This is a genomic window from Paraburkholderia sp. SARCC-3016 (genome assembly GCF_031119615.1).
Classification (GTDB): Bacteria; Pseudomonadota; Gammaproteobacteria; order Burkholderiales; family Burkholderiaceae; genus Paraburkholderia.
In genome coordinates, this window is sequence record NZ_JAVHZD010000021.1 from 90367 (window position 1) to 108527 (window position 18161).

Annotated in this window: 17 protein-coding genes and 2 tRNA genes; 8 read left to right on the forward strand and 11 right to left on the reverse strand. The window is 62.6% G+C overall.

Annotation, left to right across the window (positions count from 1 at the left end; translation table 11 throughout):
• Positions 1–8 precede the first annotated feature (8 nt).
• From pstB to phoR, 4 genes are all read left to right on the forward strand, one after another.
• Complete coding sequence (pstB, locus tag QYH69_RS21320; protein WP_308833771.1) at positions 9–857, forward strand: phosphate ABC transporter ATP-binding protein PstB; 849 nt, start codon at positions 9–11, stop codon at positions 855–857.
• A gap of 30 nt (positions 858–887) precedes the next feature.
• On the forward strand, positions 888–1592 hold the full coding sequence (gene phoU, locus QYH69_RS21325) for a phosphate signaling complex protein PhoU (RefSeq protein ID WP_075157697.1): 705 nt from the start codon (positions 888–890) through the stop codon (positions 1590–1592).
• Positions 1593–1667: 75 nt separating this feature from the next.
• Positions 1668–2369 (forward strand): phosphate regulon transcriptional regulator PhoB, encoded by a 702-nt coding sequence (gene phoB, locus QYH69_RS21330; protein WP_175109327.1) that lies wholly within the window; start codon positions 1668–1670, stop codon positions 2367–2369.
• A gap of 130 nt (positions 2370–2499) precedes the next feature.
• Positions 2500–3813, forward strand: a complete 1314-nt coding sequence (gene phoR / locus QYH69_RS21335) for a phosphate regulon sensor histidine kinase PhoR (RefSeq protein ID WP_075157695.1) — start codon at positions 2500–2502, stop codon at positions 3811–3813.
• Between the two features lie 71 nt (positions 3814–3884).
• Here phoR and ppk1 read toward each other — a convergent pair whose 3' ends face one another.
• Entirely contained in the window at positions 3885–5948 is a 2064-nt protein-coding gene (gene ppk1 / locus QYH69_RS21340) for a polyphosphate kinase 1 (RefSeq protein WP_308833772.1), read from the reverse strand.
• 179 nt (positions 5949–6127) lie between these two features.
• Here ppk1 and ppx point away from each other — a divergent pair, with 179 nt between their 5' ends.
• Positions 6128–7729, forward strand: coding sequence for an exopolyphosphatase (gene ppx, locus QYH69_RS21345; protein ID WP_374992469.1), 1602 nt, complete (start codon positions 6128–6130; stop codon positions 7727–7729).
• Positions 7730–8024: 295 nt separating this feature from the next.
• On the opposite strand, the gene QYH69_RS21350 is transcribed toward ppx, so the two are convergent.
• The 5 genes from QYH69_RS21350 to QYH69_RS21370 all read right to left on the reverse strand — a co-directional run bounded on the left by QYH69_RS21350 (position 8025) and on the right by QYH69_RS21370 (position 10582).
• On the reverse strand, positions 8025–8843 hold the full coding sequence (locus tag QYH69_RS21350; RefSeq protein WP_308833774.1) for a GNAT family N-acyltransferase: 819 nt from the start codon (positions 8841–8843) through the stop codon (positions 8025–8027).
• 170 nt (positions 8844–9013) lie between these two features.
• A complete protein-coding gene (locus QYH69_RS21355) occupies positions 9014–9472 on the reverse strand; it encodes a histidine phosphatase family protein (RefSeq protein WP_308833775.1) in 459 nt (152 codons plus the stop codon).
• Between the two features lie 246 nt (positions 9473–9718).
• Positions 9719–9795: transfer RNA gene (locus tag QYH69_RS21360), tRNA-Pro, on the reverse strand.
• 136 nt (positions 9796–9931) lie between these two features.
• Entirely contained in the window at positions 9932–10090 is a 159-nt protein-coding gene (locus QYH69_RS21365; protein WP_308833776.1) for a DUF3309 family protein, read from the reverse strand.
• Between the two features lie 318 nt (positions 10091–10408).
• Positions 10409–10582 (reverse strand): hypothetical protein, encoded by a 174-nt coding sequence (locus QYH69_RS21370; protein ID WP_198039148.1) that lies wholly within the window; start codon positions 10580–10582, stop codon positions 10409–10411.
• A 198-nt stretch (positions 10583–10780) separates the two neighbouring features.
• Between QYH69_RS21370 and QYH69_RS21375 the strand changes: the two genes are divergently transcribed.
• Positions 10781–10951 (forward strand): hypothetical protein, encoded by a 171-nt coding sequence (locus QYH69_RS21375; protein WP_308833777.1) that lies wholly within the window; start codon positions 10781–10783, stop codon positions 10949–10951.
• A 57-nt stretch (positions 10952–11008) separates the two neighbouring features.
• On the opposite strand, the gene QYH69_RS21380 is transcribed toward QYH69_RS21375, so the two are convergent.
• From QYH69_RS21380 to QYH69_RS21400, 5 genes are all read right to left on the reverse strand, one after another.
• Positions 11009–12376, reverse strand: coding sequence for an MATE family efflux transporter (locus QYH69_RS21380; RefSeq protein ID WP_308833778.1), 1368 nt, complete (start codon positions 12374–12376; stop codon positions 11009–11011).
• Positions 12377–12427: 51 nt separating this feature from the next.
• Complete coding sequence (locus QYH69_RS21385; protein ID WP_308833779.1) at positions 12428–12748, reverse strand: DUF2288 domain-containing protein; 321 nt, start codon at positions 12746–12748, stop codon at positions 12428–12430.
• Between the two features lie 673 nt (positions 12749–13421).
• Positions 13422–13745 carry a hypothetical protein gene (locus tag QYH69_RS21390; protein WP_075157687.1) on the reverse strand — a complete coding sequence of 108 codons (324 nt, stop codon included), beginning with the start codon at positions 13743–13745 and terminating at the stop codon, positions 13422–13424.
• Positions 13746–13976: 231 nt separating this feature from the next.
• Complete coding sequence (locus QYH69_RS21395; protein ID WP_308833780.1) at positions 13977–14693, reverse strand: peptidoglycan DD-metalloendopeptidase family protein; 717 nt, start codon at positions 14691–14693, stop codon at positions 13977–13979.
• A gap of 249 nt (positions 14694–14942) precedes the next feature.
• Positions 14943–15851, reverse strand: coding sequence for an aldose epimerase (locus QYH69_RS21400; protein WP_308833781.1), 909 nt, complete (start codon positions 15849–15851; stop codon positions 14943–14945).
• 714 nt (positions 15852–16565) lie between these two features.
• Between QYH69_RS21400 and QYH69_RS21405 the strand changes: the two genes are divergently transcribed.
• Positions 16566–17399: an undecaprenyl-diphosphate phosphatase gene (locus tag QYH69_RS21405; RefSeq protein ID WP_308833782.1), complete on the forward strand. Its 834-nt coding sequence runs from the start codon at positions 16566–16568 to the stop codon at positions 17397–17399.
• A 197-nt stretch (positions 17400–17596) separates the two neighbouring features.
• Positions 17597–17673: transfer RNA gene (locus QYH69_RS21410), tRNA-Arg, on the forward strand.
• The last annotated feature ends 488 nt before the right edge of the window (positions 17674–18161 follow it).

Below are 18161 nucleotides of genomic sequence, written 5' to 3' on the forward strand. Positions count from 1 at the left end.
GCGATCCGATGAACATGGCAGAAAGTCACCTGAATCCCGTCGAACGTCCGGCCGCGCCGGCAGGGTTCGATCCCGCCCATAACGGCCAGGCCCATGCGCCTTCGCGGCCGAAGATCGAAGTCAACGATCTGAACTTCTTCTACGGCAAGTATCACGCGCTGAAGAACATCAACCTGCATATTCCCGAAGGCAAGGTGACCGCATTCATCGGTCCGTCGGGTTGCGGCAAGTCGACGCTGCTGCGCACGTTCAACAAGATGTACGCGCTCTATCCCGAGCAGCGCGCCGAAGGCGAAATCCTGATGGACGGCGAGAACCTGCTGACGACGAAGCGCGACATCTCGCTGCTGCGCGCGCGCATCGGCATGGTGTTCCAGAAGCCGACGCCGTTCCCGATGTCGATCTACGACAACATCGCGTTCGGCGTGAAGATGTTCGAGACGCTCACACGCTCGGAAATGGATGACCGCGTCGAATGGGCGCTCACGAAAGCGGCACTGTGGAACGAAGTGAAGGACAAGCTCGGCCAGAGCGGTTACGGCCTGTCCGGCGGCCAGCAGCAGCGTCTGTGTATCGCGCGCGGCATTGCGATCCGTCCCGAAGTGCTGCTGCTCGACGAGCCGTGCTCGGCGCTCGACCCGATTTCCACGGGCCGTATCGAAGAGCTGATCGCCGAGTTGAAAAGCGATTACACGGTGGTGATCGTGACGCACAACATGCAGCAGGCCGCGCGTTGTTCGGACTACACTGCTTATATGTATCTGGGCGAACTGATCGAGTTCGGCGACACCGAAAAGATCTTTATCAAGCCGGTACGTAAGGAAACGGAAGACTACATCACCGGCCGTTTCGGTTGATGGCAACGAGCCAAGCGAAGGGAGCACGCCATGTCCGATAAACACCTGTCCAGCCAGTTCGACGCCGACCTGAACCTGCTTTCGTCGAAGGTGCTCGAAATGGGCGGCCTCGTCGAAGCGCAGATCGTCGACGCGATGAACGCGCTCAACAACTTCGACCTCGAGATCGCCGAGAAGGTGATCGCGGCCGAAGACCGTCTGAACGTGATGGAAGTCGAGATCGACGAAGAGTGCAGCAACATCATCGCGCGCCGCCAGCCGGCCGCACGCGATCTGCGCCTCCTGCTCGCGATTTCGAAGACCATCACGAATCTCGAGCGCGCCGGCGACGAAGCCGAGAAAATCGCAAAGCGCACGAAGCGCCTGATGGAAGACGGCGCGTCGCGCACGATCAATATCGCCGAGATCAAGCTGTCGGGCGAAATGGCCGTGTCGATCCTGCGCCGCGCGCTCGATGCGTTCGCGCGTCTCGATACGGTCGCGGCCGCGCAGATCGTGCGCGACGACAAGGCGATCGACGAGGAATTCCGCGCCTTCGTGCGCAAGCTGATCTCGTACATGACCGAAGATCCGCGTTCGATTTCGGTGGGCCTCGACTTCCTGTTCATCGCCAAAGCGATCGAACGGATCGGCGACCACGCGAAGAACATCGCGGAATTCATCATTTATATCGTGAAGGGCACGGACGTGCGGCACAAGTCGCGCGACGCGCTCGAGCGAGAGGCGCTCAGCTGACACGCTAGCCACCCGTGCTAGCGTGCCCGGCCGAGAGCCCCTGATCGATTTCTGTTAAGAGCTCACGAGGCACCGATGCCCAGCAGTATTCTTATCATCGAAGACGAACCCGCGATTTCCGAACTGATTTCGGTCAATCTTCAACACGCAGGACACTGCCCGATCCGCGCGTACAACGCGGAACAGGCGCAAAACCTGATCAGCGATGTGCTGCCCGACCTCGTCCTGCTCGACTGGATGCTGCCGGGCAAATCGGGCATTGCATTTGCCCGCGATCTGCGTAACAACGAACGTACGAGGCATATCCCGATCATCATGCTGACCGCGCGCGGCGATGAGCAGGACAAGGTGCTCGGCCTTGAAATCGGCGCCGACGACTACGTGACGAAGCCGTTTTCGCCGAAGGAACTGATGGCGCGCATCAAGGCGGTGCTGCGCCGCCGTGCGCCGCAGCTGACCGAAGATGTCGTCGCGATCAACGGACTGAAGCTCGATCCGTCCACGCACCGCGTCGCCGCGCATGCGCAGGGCAGCGAGATCAAGCTCGATCTCGGCCCGACCGAGTTCCGTCTGCTGCACTTCTTCATGACGCATCCGGAGCGCGTGCACAGCCGCACGCAACTGCTCGACCAGGTGTGGGGCGACCATGTGTTCGTCGAAGAACGGACGGTCGACGTGCATATCAAGCGTCTGCGCGCTGCCCTTAAACCGGCTGGTTGCGATGCTATGATTGAAACGGTCCGCGGCAGCGGTTATCGGCTCGCGAAAAGCGCTTAAGCCGTTTAAGCCACTTAAGGCACCGCGGCGTCACGCACGCGCTTTCAATTTCAAACGGCGAAAGACGCATAGAGCGCGCTGGCTGCGCGCGCCTTAAGCGCAGCTCCCGGTTACTCTTCGATCGCTGAACATGAACATCATCTGGGCGCGCTCCCTTGTTTCGCTCGTGTTGCTCGCTGTTCTGTGCGTGGCGGTCGGTGCAGTTGCGGGCGTCAAGGCGGCGCTGATTCTCGCGATCGTCGTGCTGCTTGCGCAGGGCGTTTTCAGCACCTTTCACAAGCAGCAGTTGTGGCGTCTGCTCGACGCGCCGGTGTACGGCGAAGTGCCTAGTGCGCCGGGCATCTGGGGCGAAATCTACTACCGGCTGCATAAGCTCGCGAAGCGCTGGCACGCGCAGGTGCGGCAGGTCGAGCAACAGCACTCGCGCTTTATTCAGGCGATCCAGGCATCGCCGAACGGCGTCGCGATGCTTGACGATCATGACCAGATCGAATGGTGCAACGCGATTTCCGAGCTGCATTTCGGGCTCGATGCGAAACGCGATCTGCGTCAGCACATCACGCATCTCGTGCGTCAGCCCGATTTCGTCCGCTACCTGAACTCGCACCATTACGAAGAGATGCTGATCATGCGCGGCATGGGCGAGCGGCGGCAGAACGTGCTGTCGGTGCAGGTGTTCCCCTACGGCGAAAATCGCAAGCTCGTGCTGTCGCAGGACATCACCGAGCTCGAGCGTACGGACTCGATGCGCCGCGACTTCGTCGCGAACGTATCGCATGAGCTGAAGACGCCGCTCACGGTGCTCTCGGGCTTTCTCGAAACGATGCGCGAGCTGCCGCTCAACGATGCCGAACGCGCGCGCTATCTCGAACTGATGGAACAGCAGGCGTCGCGCATGCAGCACATCGTGCGCGATTTGCTGGTGCTGGCGACGCTCGAAGGCGACGGCAAGCCGCCGAGCGAGCAGATGATCGATATGCGCGCGGTGTTGCGGCATCTGAAGGACGATGCCGAAACGCTATCGGCCGGCCGGCATCGCATTTCGTTCGATATCGACGAAGGCCTGACGGTAACCGGCGTCGAGACCGAGATACTGAGCGCGCTCGGCAATCTCGTGACGAACGCGGTCCGTTATACGCCCGACGGCGGGTCGATTCATGTGAACTGGCACGTGCATGGCGCGCAGGCGACGTTCTCCGTTATCGATAGCGGCCTCGGGATCCCTGCCGCCGATATTCCGCGCCTGACCGAGCGCTTCTATCGCGTCGACCGCAGCCGGTCGCGCGATACGGGCGGCACGGGGCTCGGGCTCGCGATCGTCAAGCACGTGCTGCAGCGGCACGACGCGCAACTCGAAGTGAAGAGCGAAGAGGGACGCGGCAGTACGTTCACCGCGCGCTTTCCTGCGTTCCGCACCGCGCGCCGGCAGCCGGCGCCGGCCTGAACGAGCGGCCGGTAGCCGATAGCCGGCGAGCCGGCCGGACCGGCTGCTACGCCGCTACGCCGCTACGCCGACTACGAACAGAACTTCGTCAACTGGCTCATCTGCGCGTTGCGCGACGACTTGCCCGGCCGGCGCCGGCGATAGTGGCCGTCGCTTTGCATGAGCCAGGCGGCCTGGTTGTCGCCGAGGAAGGCCGACAGCCCCTCCGCAATGACGCGCCGCTTCAGACGCCGGTTATTGATCGGAAACGCGACTTCGACGCGCCGGAAGAAATTGCGATCCATCCAGTCGGCGCTCGACAGGTAGACCTGCTCCTTGCCACCGTCGTAGAAGTAGAAGATGCGGTGGTGTTCGAGAAAGCGCCCGACGATCGAACGCACGGTGACGTTCTCCGACAGGCCTGGCACGCCCGGCTGCAACGCACAGACGCCGCGCACGATCAGATCGATCTTCACGCCCGCCTGCGACGCTTCGTACAATTCGGCGATCACCGTGGGTTCGAGCAGCGCATTCATCTTCGCGACGATGCGCGCACGCTTGCCGGCACGCGCGTGCTCGGCCTCGTTGCGGATCGCTTCGACAAGACGCGGATGCAGCGTGAACGGCGATTGCCACAGCTCATGCAATGCGAGTTCGCCGCCGATGCCGGTCAATTGCTGGAACACGTGATGCACGTCTTCGCAGATCTTCTGATCGGCGGTCATCAAGCCGAAGTCGGTGTATAGACGCGCGGTGCGCGGATGGTAATTGCCGGTGCCCAGATGCACATAGCGTTTCAACATCGACTTGCCGGCCTCGGACACGCGCCGCACGATCAGCATCATCTTTGCGTGGCACTTATGACCGACGACGCCGTAGACGACATGCGCGCCGACCGCTTCGAGCTGCGAGGCCCAGTTGATGTTGGTTTCCTCGTCGAAGCGCGCAAGCAGTTCGACGACGACGGTCACTTCCTTGCCGTTGCGCGCGGCCTGCATCAGCGCGTCCATTAGCGGCGAGTCGGTGCCGGTGCGGTAGATGGTCTGCTTGATCGCGACGACGTTCGGATCCTTCGCGGCCTGCAGCAGCAGCTCGAGCACCGGCTGGAAGCTCTCGTACGGATGATGGAGCAGCACGTCGCCCTGATCGATCACGTCGAACAGGTTCGCGCTCGTGGCGATTTGCGGCGGCGTAGCCGGAATATGCGGGACGAACTTGAGGTCGGGGCGGTCGACCATCTCGGGCAACTGCATGAGCCGTACGAGATTCACGGGGCCGTCGACGCGGTAACAGTCCTTCTCCGACAGGCCGCTTTCGTCGAGCAGGCGCTGCACCAGATGCGCGGGCGTATCGGCTGATACTTCGAGCCGCACGGCGTTGCCGAGATGCCGCGCCGGCAGTTCGCCCTGCAGCGCGACGCGCAGGTTCGTGATTTCGTCCTCGTCGACGAAGAGCTCGCTGTTACGCGTGATCCGAAACTGGTTGCAGCTGCGCACCATGAGATTCGGGAACAGCTCGTTGACGAAGCGCTGCATCAGCGAACTCAACAGCACGAAACCGTGCGGATAACCGGATAGTTCGTGCGGCATCCGCACGAGCCGCGGCAGCGCGCGCGGCGCTTGCACGATGCCCATCACCGCCTGGCGGCCGAACGCATCCTTGCCTTCGAGCTCGACGACGAAGTTCAGGCTCTTGTTCAGCACGCGCGGAAAAGGGTGAGCGGGATCGAGGCCGATCGGCGTGAGCACCGGCAGCAGTTCGTCGACGAAATAACTGCGCGCCCATTCCGTTTGCGCTTCACTCCACGCTTCGGTGCCGTGAAAGTAAATGCCTTCGTCTTCGAGCGCGGGCAAAACCGTCTCATGCAGCATTGCATACTGGCGATGCACGAGCTTTTGCGCGCGTTCGGCGACGAGATCGTACACATGCTGCAGCGACATGCCGTCCGGCGATAGCGCGCCGGGGTTGTCGCGCATCTGTTCCTGCAATCCGGCCATGCGGATTTCAAAGAACTCGTCGAGATTGCTGCTGGTGATGCAAATGAAGCGTAGACGTTCGAGCAATGGGACGGCCGGGTCGGCGGCCTGAGCGAGGACGCGCTCGTTGAAACCCAGAATGCCCAGCTCGCGATTCAGAAGAGGGTAGCGGATGGACATCGGCAGAGGCGATGATGCGCGATAGGATTCGAAAGGACGCTCGGAAATTCTCACAGATTGATGGTATTTTTGTGACGTTTACACTTCTCTCAAATTTTATCGCTATCTGACCCACGTGTCGTAAATATGACGCAGGTATTTGCGAACATATGCCGGACGTCCGTCCGCGAGGTGACATGATGGGAACCAGTATGCTTAAAATGGCGCCTTTCAACAGGGCGGGCGTGAGCAGCAGCAACGCGTCCGCGCGCATGGAGTCCTCACAACCGATGGCTAATAATCCGCCATTGCTCGCATCGGTCGACCTCGGTTCGAACAGTTTCCGCCTGATCGTGGGGCGCGTCGAAGAAACCGACGCAGGCAGCCAGATCTACCAGGTCGACGCGCTGCGCGAGCCGGTGAGGCTTGCGGCGGGCCTGTCGCGCGACAAGATGCTCGATCGTGCGTCGCAGGTGCGTGGCTGGGATGCGCTGCGGCGCTTCGGCGAACGGTTGCGCGATTTTCATCCCGATCACGTGCGGGCCGTGGCCACCAACACGCTGCGCGTTGCGAAGAACGCGGGCGAATTTCTCGCCGAAGCGGAAGCGGCGCTCGGTTTTCCGATCGAAGTGATCGCGGGCCGCGAGGAAGCGCGGCTCATCTATGCGGGTGCCGCGCACTCGGTGCCGGCGAGCGCGGGCAAGCGGCTCGTCGTCGATATCGGCGGCGGCTCGACGGAATTCATCATCGGCTCGCATTACACGCCGATCAAAATGGAAAGCCTCTATATCGGTTGCGTGAGCCACAGCCGTGCATTTTTTCCGGCTGGCAATGTCGATGAATACACGATGCGTCAGGCGGAACTCGCCGCGTCGCGTGAAATCCAGATCATCTCCTCGGACTACAGGAAGACCGGCTGGGAACAGGCGATCGGTTCGTCGGGCACCGCGCGTGCGCTTGCGGAACTGGTCGAGGCGAACGGCTTTAACGATGCCGGCATCACGCATGGTATTTCGCGGATCGGCCTCGAACGTCTGAAGCGTGCGCTGATCAAGGCGGAAAACGTGAACCGGCTGAAGTTGATCGCGCTCAAACCCGATCGCATTCCGGTGCTCGCGGGCGGGCTGTCGATCATGCTGGCCGTGTTCGAAGAACTCGATATCGAATATGTGGACACGACCGACGGCGCGCTGCGCCTCGGCGTGCTGTATGACCTGCTCGGGCGCTCGCAGCATCAGGACATGCGCACGATCACGGTCGAGGGGTTTATGCGGCGCTATGGCGTCGATCGCGCACAGGCCGGGCGTATCGGCGAACTGGCCGTGCGCTTCTACGATCAGCTCGACGAGCCCGATCCGGAGCATCGCGCAGAAAACCGCATGTTCCTCGGCTGGGCAGCTGCATTGCATGAAATCGGACTGTCGATCTCGCATAGCTCGTATCACAAGCATTCCGCCTATATCGCGAGCAACGCCGACATGCCGGGTTTTTCGCGCACCGATCAGGCGCGCGTCGCGTCGCTCGTGCTCGGCCACGCGGGCAAGCTCGGCAAGCTCGCGCAGACGCGCGATGTGGAGTGGCCGCTGCTGTTCTGCCTGCGCCTTGCCGCGCTGCTGTGCCGGCGCCGCGCCGATGTCGGGCTGCCCGACATCACGGTCGCGCAGGCGAATGGCGGGTATGAGGTGCGCCTGCCGAATGCATGGGTGGCGAACAATCCGTTGACCGACTACAGCCTGAGCCAGGAAGCGGCGGAGTGGGAGAAGATCCGCACGCCGTATCGGGTCGTTTATACGGATGACTAAGGGGATGACTAAGTAGCTGCCTGCGCGGATGCCTAAGGGGATGCCTAAGCGGATGCCTAAGCGGATGCCTAAGCGGATGATCAAGCAGGGGACGAACGAAAGAACGGGCGGATGAACGAGCGATATCCACTCGTAGTTACCCGATCGGAATGCCAAGAGGCCCAGCAGGTTAAATGCCGGGCCTTTTCGTTTGATCAGCTTTTGTCTGGCTAACGCATGCGCGTTTGCGTGCGCGATGTTAGCGCTTGCTTGTCGCGAATGCGCGACAAGCTGCGGCGCTTGGCTGGACGGTGCGTCAGCGCGGCATTGCGTCGCCGAGGAAGTGGCGGGCGTAGCGTGCGTTGATTTCCGACAGACGGAAGAGCGTCAGGAAGTCGGCTGCGTTGAAGTCCGGATCCCAGGCCGGCGCGCCGCAAATCCTGGCGCCCAGGCGCAGATAACCTTTGATGAGCGGCGGCGGCGCGACTTTCGCGCCTGTTTGCAGATCGTCGTACGGCAGCGGCGTATGCGGGAACGCACGGTATTCCGGCGCCGTCAGTTCCGAGTCGCGCAACGACTTGTACAGGTTCGCCGCGTAGTGGCCGCCATCGCCCATCGGCACGCTCGCGCAGCCGAGCATCGTCTCGTAACCGCTGTGCTGCATATACGAGGCAAGGCCGGCCCACAGCGACATGATCACCGAACCGCTGCGGTAGTCGGCATGCACGCATGAACGGCCGACTTCGACCATTTTCGAGCGCAGATGCGTCAGACGCGACACGTCGAATTCGCCTTCCGCGTAAAGGCGGCCGATGCGCGCCGCCTGATGCGGGGGCAGCGCACGGTAAGTGCCGACCACTTGCAGCGTGTCGAGATCGCGGACCGTCAGGTGATCGCAATACGCATCGAATGCGTCGACGTCGAGGCCGGCGGGCCCCGACAGACGCGCTCCCATTTCGTCGGCGAACACGCGGTAACGCAGACGCTGCGCTTCGCGAAGTTCCTCGTCGGAGCGCACCCACGACACTTGCAGGCGGTGTTGCGGGGTGACCGTTTCCTCGGAGCGTGGCAGACGGCGGCGCGGCTCAAGCGGGATCGAAGCGAAGGGCAGAGTGGGCGTCGGCAGTTCTCGCATTGTGGCGTTCCTGGTCGAAAAGGTGAGGATTCCGCTTTGCCGCCAATGTAGTAACGAGCAGTGACGTTCGCGTGGCAATGCCATGACGATTCGATGACTTCGCGTAAGGTTGACACACTCCTGTTCGTATGGTTTCCAGAAGGGTAGTGGTGCGATCAAATCCGTGCAGATCAGATGAGATCGGGGCTGATCGCGGCGCGCAGTACCGCTTCCACGTCGCCGTTGCGCTCGCGGCTTTCGATCCACCAGATGCCGCCTTTCTTGATCGCCCAGCTTTCGCCGCTCTTCGCGATCAGGCGCGCCGCGACGTGGCCGAGCGTCGGTTGATGTCCGACCACGACGATGGTGGGTGCGACGCCGTCGGGCCAGCCCGCAGCGCCGAGCACGTCGGACGCGCTCGCGTCCGGTGCGATCTCGCGGACCACACGGTACTGGTCGGTCAGTGCTTCGACGGTCTGAATGGTGCGCGTGGCGGGGCTAACGAGAATCACCGCGTCGTTATCGATACGGCTGCGCAGCCATTTCGCGCCGGCCTGCGCCTGCTTGCGGCCGCGCGAAGTCAGTTGGCGGGCGAGGTCATTGGCGGCGGTGTCTTCCGCCTCGGCGTGACGCCAGAGAATCAGGTTCATTGCATGCCTCCCATAAGCGTGATTGCGTGTCCTGGAGCGAGCTTCGATGCGGTCGGTCGCAAGCAATGTCGCATGCGGGATGCCGCGAACGCAAGGAAGGGGTATGGGGAGGGCGGTGCGGGGGGGCGATTGGCTTACAAAGCCTTTTCCGTTGCGTCTGATGTTGCGCCGGATGGAAACAAAAGCAGTAGAAAAGAAAAAAGGGTTTGGCGCGAGCCAAACCCTTGATTCCTTGCCTAGTTCCTTTGGTCGGAGCGAAAGGATTCGAACCTTCGACCCTCTGATCCCAAATCAGATGCGCTACCAGGCTGCGCTACGCTCCGACGAGCCGAGCATTCTATCCGGCTTTCGTACCGAGCGTCAAATCCAGGATCGTGCTGGCGTCAGGCGCACGCGAAAAAGGGGTGTGCCCGACGCCGAAGGCAAGAATCGCGACAGGCTTCCTGGCGCGTGGACCCGCTATATCGTCCCCATCAGCAACAGCACGATCACGACGACCAGCACGACACCGATGATGCCGGTCGGCTGGTAGCCCCAGCCGCGGCTGTACGGCCAGCTGGGAAGGGCGCCGATCAGCAGCAGGATCAGCACGATCAGCAGGATGGTTCCGAGCGTCATGTTATTTCTCCCTTGATGGCCTATGGCCTCGTTATGGCCCGCCCACACGGCGTTTGCCCGGCCGTCGCGCACTGGCGCATGAAATCGCGCCCGCGCGCCCCGGTCGGCACATCGGTCAACGGCACGGTGGTGGGCGAACCGCGCCGTCCAGTGACAGAGGTTCAGCAAGGCGTGTGCCCGTCCCGTGGTGCGGTGCGGGGGCTGTGCGCGGCGCCTCGCTGGAGTTTCGCGGCAGAGCCCAGCATGGAGGACGCGCGCGGCGCACGCGATAGGCGCGTCGTGCGAAAAGAGGGTATCGAAAACGAAGCCTTGCAGCGCCTAATGCTTGCGATGCATCCAGTCGAGCACGTGATGCTCGGCGAGCCAGTGATGCATCATGCCTTCCCCATTGTGTTCGCGCCGATAAGTTCTCGATTCGAAAACCGATAGCGCAACAAGCACCAGCAAGCCCACGCCAAGACCGACCAGACCGGCGATTGATTCGGCATCCATGGCAGCCTCCTCGGGCCATCGTGGCCCTGACTACGTCTCTCTACATAGTAGGACACAGATGCCGCGGACTACCGAATGCCGACCGGCATTCAAGGCGCCGCCCGACGCAGGCGGCCGCCGTAGGTAACATCGCATGACGGCCTTTGCGGGTAGACTCTAACCCCACATTGAATGTTTCGAGTCGAGCCTGCAATATCCATGAAGCGCACTTTTCTGCTTGCCCTCACACTCTCGGCCCTCGCGGGCTGCGCCGATGACGTGACCTTGCATCGTCACGCGCCGCCACAAGATCCGCCGGACTATCACGGCGTGCCGACCGACGACCGGCCGCCGCAAATCATCAACGCACCGGATGCCGCGTCCCAATAAGTGCGGACATCGCGCACGGCGCGGCACGTCGTTGTCGCGCGCGACAGTATTCAGGGCCTACGCAGTCTCGGGTCCGATACTGCGCGTGATGCGCGGCACGTAGCGCGCGAGTGCGATGCCGCGCGCGCCCATGAAAACGAGCAAGGCAGCCCACAATCCGTGGTTGCCGCCCGGGCCCGCCAACGCCCACGACGCGGCGACGAACACCGCAAGCGATACGACCATCGACGTCATCAGCTCGCGCGTGCGCGTCGCCCCGATAAAAACGCCGTCGAGCAGAAAGCCCCACACCGAAACAACGGGCGACAATGCGGCCCAGCCGAGATACGTTTTCGCGGACTCGCGCACGGCCGGCTGATCGGTCAACTGCGCGATGACCCAGCCGCCCGCCATCCAGTAGACCAACGAAAACGCGAGTGCGCCGAGCGCCGACCATAACAGCGTGACTTGCACCGCCCGGCGAAACGCATGACGATCGTGCGCGCCGAGTGCCGCACCGACGAGCGCTTCGGCAGCGTGCGCAAAGCCGTCGAGTCCGTACGACATGAAGGTCTGAAAGTTGAGCAACAGAGCATTCGCGGCGAGCGTCGCATCGCCCTGCCGCGCGCCCAGATGCGTGAACCACGCGTACGACGACAACAGGCACAGCGTCCGCACGAAGATGTCGCGATTGATCGCAATCAGACGTTTGAGCGCAACGCCATCGACTAGCTCGCCTCGCGAAAGCGCCGGCAAGCCGTGCGGCCGCATGCGCCACAACAGCCATGCGCCGAATGCGAAGCCGAGCGCATCGGCGGTCGCGGTCGCTGCGCCGATGCCCGCCACGCCCCAATCGAACCGATAAACGTAGAGCAGCACGGCCGCAATGTTGACGGTGTTGATCAACACCTGCGTGATGAGCGCGAGTCGCACGCGCTGCGTGCCGAGCAGCCAGCCGAGCACGACATAATTCGCGAGCGCGAACGGCGCGGCCCAGATGCGTGCGTGACAGTACGCGCGCGCATGCTGCTCTACCGCCGCACTGCCGCCGAGCACGCGAATCGCGTATTCGATCAACGGTATTTGCACGGCGAGCACCGCAGTACCGATCGCGAACGCAAGCAGCAGCGCGCGGACGACATTGCTGCGCACGCCCACGCCGTCTCCCGCGCCGAACGCCTGCGCGACGAGCCCGGTCGTGCCCATGCGCAGAAAGCCGAAGCCCCAGAACACGAAGTTGAAGAAGAGCCCGCCGAGCGCGACGCCGCCGAGATACGAGGCGTTTGCAAGATGGCCGGCGACCGCCGTATCGACCGCGCCGAGGATCGGTTGCGTCAGATTGGCAAGGACGATGGGAAACGCGAGCCCGAGTACGCGTCGATGCCAACGCACCGGCAACGCGGGCGCACTCGATGATGATTGCGCGTCATGTGCGGCGGCGTCCAACTGTCAGGCCGCATTCACGTGTGGATCAACCGCGCCGAAGCTGATGCGCATTCAACCGCGCTCCTGCACGCAAACCCAAGGCGAGACGACGACTGCCCACAGCTGCGGGTCGCGCGCGGCGAAATCGGCGGCCGTGTCGGCCTGCGCGCGTTCGACGAGCCCGGACGAGAGCCACCGGGTCACCTGTTCGGTATCGTCGTTGGCGATCGCCTCGGCAACGCTCACGAGGTCGAGATCGCGTGCTACGTGCAGCAGCATCCCACGCGCGAAAAAACGCTCGAGTTCCGACCAGCCGATCTTTGCGGTTTCGCCGAGCAGCTTGGCGTAGAGCGGACTTTGCGACGGGCCTTGCGGTGTATCGGGGGAGGTCATCGGAATGCGCGGGTAGCGTGGCCAGTGGGGGCAGTGAGGGAACCGATTGCAGACTTGCGGTCGTTACTATAAACCATCATGTGCGGCTCAACATTCGATTGCGTGGTCACGCGCACGGTCATTCGGGTCGCGTCGCCTCGCGCAGCGAACCGGCGCGAATCAAATGCTCAGTCGAAACAAAAACAACGGCTGGGTGCGCTTGCGTACCAAATCGAGCATGTCGGTCGGATGACGGAAATTGCGTATAACCCTGGCCCGCGTCGAACGCTTCGAACCGCTCCTGTATGACGCATACGAATCGAGATGCCCATTTCATGCGGGTTTTCAAGCAAAGAGCATTCCGATGAACAAATGCGCGGCCATGCAATGCGAGTTGATTCGGTTTCCAAAGCGAGCGCGATGACGCCTATCCGGCTTTCGATCCGTACGCCGACTCACATATTTCGATCAATTAATCGATTGCACGCCTATAGGGGCGTTGCTAGATTTCGTTTCGGCGCATGGTAAACCGGTCCTTTGCCGATATGCGCCGAACCCCCGTTAGCCCGGCCTCGCGCCGGGCCTTTTTTTTGGTTGCGCACGCATGCATTCTTTAAAAAAAACGGGCCCCCGAAGGGCTCGCGGCATGGCCGCATCGTCATAAAAGCACGCTCGCCCAGCGTTGTGCAGGACCTTACTGCTTGCAGCGAATCACCATCGAACGATTCTTGACGTTTGCGCCCAAGATGCCGCCAAGCGATCCGCCCGACGTCGCACCGTTGTCGACGTCCTTCGAGATCACTTCATAGCCATACGCACCGCACACTTCGCCTGCCCGTTGATAGCATTCGCCCCAGTTCGAACTCGCGTCGCTGCCGCTGCAATTGATCGCGAAGCCGGTATCGCCGCTCGGCAGATAAGTCATCGTCGTCGAGCTCGCGCAGCCGGCCAGCGCCGCCGCGACAGAGATCGAAAGGCCCGCTGCCATCGCGCGCGCCGCTGCCAATACGGTTTTCATTCACATTCCTCGCTGTTATCCTGGTGTCGATACGGCGTCGTGCCGTATCTGCCATGTCCCTTGCAATGGAGCCTGCTGCGCGATGCCGGGTTCCCGACGCCGGGTTGCGAACGACGCGTTCACCACGACGCGTCCACAACACGACAGAGCTCGCGCTGCGTAGGCGTCTGTCTCGTGCGCGAACGTTTGCGCGATGCCTTGAAGCGTGACACGCAATGCACACCGATGCCGTCAACGCGGCGGCAACGAATGCGACGGGTCGATCGAGCGGCCATCGTAACGGAGCTCGAAATGCAGCATCACGCGGTCGTTGTCGGTATCGCCCATTTCCGCGATCTTCTGGCCTTGCTGCACGGCCTGTCCTTCCTTCACGAGCAGCGATCGATTGTGCGCATACGCGGTCAGATAGTCGGCGTTGTGCTTGATGATCAGCAGATTGCCATAGCCGCGCAGACCGTTGCCCGCATAGACGACAGTGCCCGACGCGGCCGCGACGACCGGCGTGCCGGCGGTATCCGCGATATCGATGCCCTTCGAGTTCTTGCCGTCGAAGCGGCGGATCACGGTGCCGGCCGCAGGCCATACGAGCGAAATCGGCGGCGCGTTGGCGACGTTCACAGGCGCTTCGGCCGCCGCGCCATTCGGCGCCGCGGCGCTGCTCCGGCTGCGTGCGCTTGCGGTCGACGTCGTCGCCGATGCGGCGCCGGCCGGCGGTGCGACGCGCAGCACCTGGCCCACTTCGATCGCATCCGGATTCGGCAGATTGTTCCAGCGCGTGATGCTCGACACCGACTGCCGGTTATCGCGCGCGATCTTCGTCAGCGTGTCGCCCCGTTCGACGCGGTAAAACCCCGGCCCGACCGGAGCCGAGCCGCATGCGGCCAGCACTGCGACTACCGTCGCAACCAGTGGTGCGCAGGCGAGCCGTCTCATTCTTGTTGTCAACATTGGACCTCGCAAAACCGCCGCCGCGCGGTGGCCGACCGTGCCGGGCTACATGAATGCCGGAAGGGTCGGCGCGCTTATGTCGTACGAACACGCGGCGAAAAGAAAACGCCCGATTCTAACGGTTTTGCACCGCAGCACGGAAAAACCGGTGCCGCGCGCGGAGGTTTCGTCTGCCCGCGTGCGCTCCGGTCGCTTCGGTGCGATTCGATGCGGCTCGGTCCTGTGAATGCTGAAGAACAAACGCCCGCATCACGGCAACGAGCCCACCGCGATGCGCAGCGCCGCGGTTTCTGCCTCACCGGGCTCGAGCCAGCGCAAGCCTTCTTCGTTGTGAATCGCATCGGGCAAGCCGAGCCATGGCTCGACGCAGTAAAAGTCCGACTCCGGCTTCTCGGTCCAGGTAGTGACGGCGAACCAGGGCACCGACCCCGGCCGCTGCAGATCGATGGTGATGCTGCGATTGAGTCCGAGCTGAACCAGACGGACCGGATGCGCGGAAGCGCTCTTCAGGCAGTGGAAGCGATCGAGGATGCGATCTTCGTCGAGCCGGTAGCTCGGCTCGCCGGGCTCGGGCGCCGCAAGCGTGCCGTCCGCCAGCTGATAGAGCGTTTCGGTGCACGGCAACTCGAGCACCGTCTCGTTGCGCTGCGTGTGCGGCAGCGCAAAGTAGAAGTGATGGCCCGCGTAGTACGGCAGGGCGGTGTCGCCGGTGTTCGACGTAGTCAGCTCGACATCGAGCGTATGCGTATCGATAAGCCGATACGTCGCTTCGAAGCGGAAGCCGAACGGGTAGCCGGTGCGTGTCGCCTCGCTGTCGGTGAGCGTCATGCGCACCGTTGCGCGCGCTTCGTCGAGTGCCGCGTCGAAGGCGAGGTCGCGCGCGAAGCCGTGCATCGGCAATGCGCGCACCGTGCCTTGCCGGTCGCGCCATTCGCCGATGCGGCCATCGACGAAATGCCGGCCGAGAAACGGAAACAGCAACGGATTGCCGCCGCGAATTTTCGCGGGGTGGGTCCAGTCCGCCTGATCGGGCCAGAAAATGACGGGGCTACCGTCGATGTCCCAGGACAGCAGCCGGCCGCCGGCTTGTGGCGCAACGCGCAGCCGCGACGGGCCTTGTGCGATCTCGAGGACGTCCTGTTGCTGGAATTGAGGCATGGTCGGTGCGATGTCAAAGCGGTTGATCGAACGTCAAGCGTAGCTCAGCAAGCGGCGCTGCGTGCAGACCACGTGCCCTGCGCGATGCCGCCACGGCGGGGGCGCTCGGGTTGCTGCGGGTAGCGCGGGTTGATGCGGGTGATGCGGGTTGCCGCGGGTTGCCGCTGATTGTGCGCCGCTTTGCGCTACGGGGAAACCCTTTGTCGGGAAATTGCGAGTGTCGTCGAACGGTCGCGGGCGTCGATAATCTGTACCGAGGCCCGATTAAGCCGATCCGGAAATCGGGCTCATCGCTTTCGGAGGCGCTATGGATCTCGCAATGGCAATGGGCGTGGCACTGCTCGGGATGTTCGCGGGCAGTACGATTTATTTTTTCCATAAAGTGACACGCTAAAACGGGGCGTCGAGATCCGCGAAGCCGGACACGCGTTGCGTTAGCCGGCCGAGCGTCCTCTTTGTGCAGGCCCGCCTTGAACGGCGGGCCTTTTTGCTTTCACGGTCGAAAGATTCGTCCGCGGCGCGAGCGGCGCAAGCGTCGCTCGCGAGGGGAAACTGCGCATACGTGCGCCGCACTGCGGAAAAAAAATGGTGAAAAAATCGCCGGGCGCTTGGCGGGTTCGCGTCCCCCAGGCATAATCGACGCGCCTTCAGATCGCCGGAAATCCATGCCCGGTGCGCTGTCTCCCAACCCTTCTCTTCCGTGAGGACCGCCGCGTGAGCCTGTCGTTTCTGATTTTTCTGAGCGTGCTGCAGGGCGTCACCGAACTCTTTCCGGTCAGCAGCCTTGGTCATACGTTGCTCGTTCCCGCATTGTTCGGGATGCACATCGACAAGCACGCGCCACAACTGCTGCCGTTCCTCGTCGCGCTGCATCTGGGTACCGCACTTGCATTGCTATGGTATTTCCGTGAGCGCTGGATCGCACTGATCGGCGGCTTTATCGCGTCGCTCGGCGGGCGGCGCACCGAAGACGGTCACATGATGTGGGCGCTGATCATTGGCACGATTCCGGCCGGCATCGTCGGCCTCGTGCTCGAGAAGCGGCTCGAACGCGTATTTCACGACTTGCGTATCGTAGCGATCGCGTTGATCGTCAACGGCATCCTGCTGTGGCTGGGCGACCGTCTGCAGCGCTCGCGCGCGCACCGTCCGCCGGAGAAGCTCACGTTCAAACAGGCGTTTTTCGTCGGCCTCGCGCAGGTCGGCGCGCTGATCCCGGGCTTCTCGCGCAGCGGACTGACGATGATCGCGGGCAATGCGGCGGGACTGACCGCGGAGAAAGCCGCCGAATTCGCGTTTCTGCTCGGCACGCCGATTATTTTCGCCGCCGGCTTGCTCGAGGTGCCGAAGCTCTTTCACGCGCCGGAGCAGCTTGGCGATGCGGCGCTCGGCGGCGTGCTGACAGCGATTGCCGCTTATCTGAGCGTGCGTTTTCTGATGCGCTATTTCGAAGGGCGTGGGCGGCTCGCGTCGTTTGGCGTCTATTGCGTGATCGCGGGGCTCGTGTGTCTCGGCTGGTTTATCACGCATCCGCAGCCGGTGGCGTGACGGTCAGGCGGCTCCCGTAATACGAGCCGCGCACACCGCGGCGGCTTCGCGCTCGGGTAGAATGCCGGCTCGCCCGCAATGGGCGAGCATCGAGGCGGCGAACTGACGAATGAATCAATTCGCGGAGAATTCCTCCGGCCGCGTTCGGTCACAGGTGAAATGAGCGGTGCATTGGTGTAGCATCACCGCTCTTTCGTGCGGCAGTAGCTCAGCTGGATAGAGCATCGGCCTTCTAAGCCGAGGGGCGGGGGTTCGAGTCCCTCCTGCCGCGCCAATACTGGTAAGGCTTTCCGTCGAATTGGTAAGTTACGGAAAAAGATTTTTATTTGCTAGTAGGACATTCTGAGGACAAATCTCGCGCATCTTCGGGAATGCGGGCCCTCGACAGTCCTCTGCGGTATGCGTTCCCTCGCCACGCTTGATACGAGATTCCTCGCACCGCGACGGAGATGCGTACCCGGCCGCCTATTCCCAACCGTACTGGTTTGGCGCAGTACGTTTGTCCCCAAGAGGCTGCACGTTACATTGGCCGATTGCTCAGCTTCAATCAGCTTCCCCGTGGAGCACCGATAATCTGTAGGGCAGCCCCTCGCGGCCATAGGGATGCCGAACCAGATCACGGTCCCAATGGATTGAATCGAGCCTGCGTCATTACAACAAATGGCGCCGTGACGCGCAGTCCCGGGTGTCTTAAGACGGGCCCGCGGGACAATCGATACGCACCTTCGGACGCAGACACCTCCCTTGTTGCGGGCGCGCGAT

What these genes read in the sequence shown, in the direction of transcription:
- QYH69_RS21385 (WP_308833779.1), bottom strand. Translation starts at nt 12,748, where the DNA reads ATGACCTCCCCCGATACACCGCAAGGCCCGTCGCAAAGTCCGCTCTAC.
- QYH69_RS21370 (WP_198039148.1), bottom strand. Translation starts at nt 10,582, where the DNA reads ATGGATGCCGAATCAATCGCCGGTCTGGTCGGTCTTGGCGTGGGCTTG.
- pstB (WP_308833771.1), top strand. Translation starts at nt 9, where the DNA reads ATGAACATGGCAGAAAGTCACCTGAATCCCGTCGAACGTCCGGCCGCG.
- phoU (WP_075157697.1), top strand. Translation starts at nt 888, where the DNA reads ATGTCCGATAAACACCTGTCCAGCCAGTTCGACGCCGACCTGAACCTG.
- phoR (WP_075157695.1), top strand. Translation starts at nt 2,500, where the DNA reads ATGAACATCATCTGGGCGCGCTCCCTTGTTTCGCTCGTGTTGCTCGCT.
- QYH69_RS21355 (WP_308833775.1), bottom strand. Translation starts at nt 9,472, where the DNA reads ATGAACCTGATTCTCTGGCGTCACGCCGAGGCGGAAGACACCGCCGCC.
- QYH69_RS21390 (WP_075157687.1), bottom strand. Translation starts at nt 13,745, where the DNA reads ATGAAAACCGTATTGGCAGCGGCGCGCGCGATGGCAGCGGGCCTTTCG.
- QYH69_RS21400 (WP_308833781.1), bottom strand. Translation starts at nt 15,851, where the DNA reads ATGCCTCAATTCCAGCAACAGGACGTCCTCGAGATCGCACAAGGCCCG.
- QYH69_RS21395 (WP_308833780.1), bottom strand. Translation starts at nt 14,693, where the DNA reads ATGTTGACAACAAGAATGAGACGGCTCGCCTGCGCACCACTGGTTGCG.
- QYH69_RS21375 (WP_308833777.1), top strand. Translation starts at nt 10,781, where the DNA reads ATGAAGCGCACTTTTCTGCTTGCCCTCACACTCTCGGCCCTCGCGGGC.
- QYH69_RS21350 (WP_308833774.1), bottom strand. Translation starts at nt 8,843, where the DNA reads ATGCGAGAACTGCCGACGCCCACTCTGCCCTTCGCTTCGATCCCGCTT.
- QYH69_RS21365 (WP_308833776.1), bottom strand. Translation starts at nt 10,090, where the DNA reads ATGACGCTCGGAACCATCCTGCTGATCGTGCTGATCCTGCTGCTGATC.
- ppk1 (WP_308833772.1), bottom strand. Translation starts at nt 5,948, where the DNA reads ATGTCCATCCGCTACCCTCTTCTGAATCGCGAGCTGGGCATTCTGGGT.
- phoB (WP_175109327.1), top strand. Translation starts at nt 1,668, where the DNA reads ATGCCCAGCAGTATTCTTATCATCGAAGACGAACCCGCGATTTCCGAA.
- ppx (WP_374992469.1), top strand. Translation starts at nt 6,128, where the DNA reads ATGGGAACCAGTATGCTTAAAATGGCGCCTTTCAACAGGGCGGGCGTG.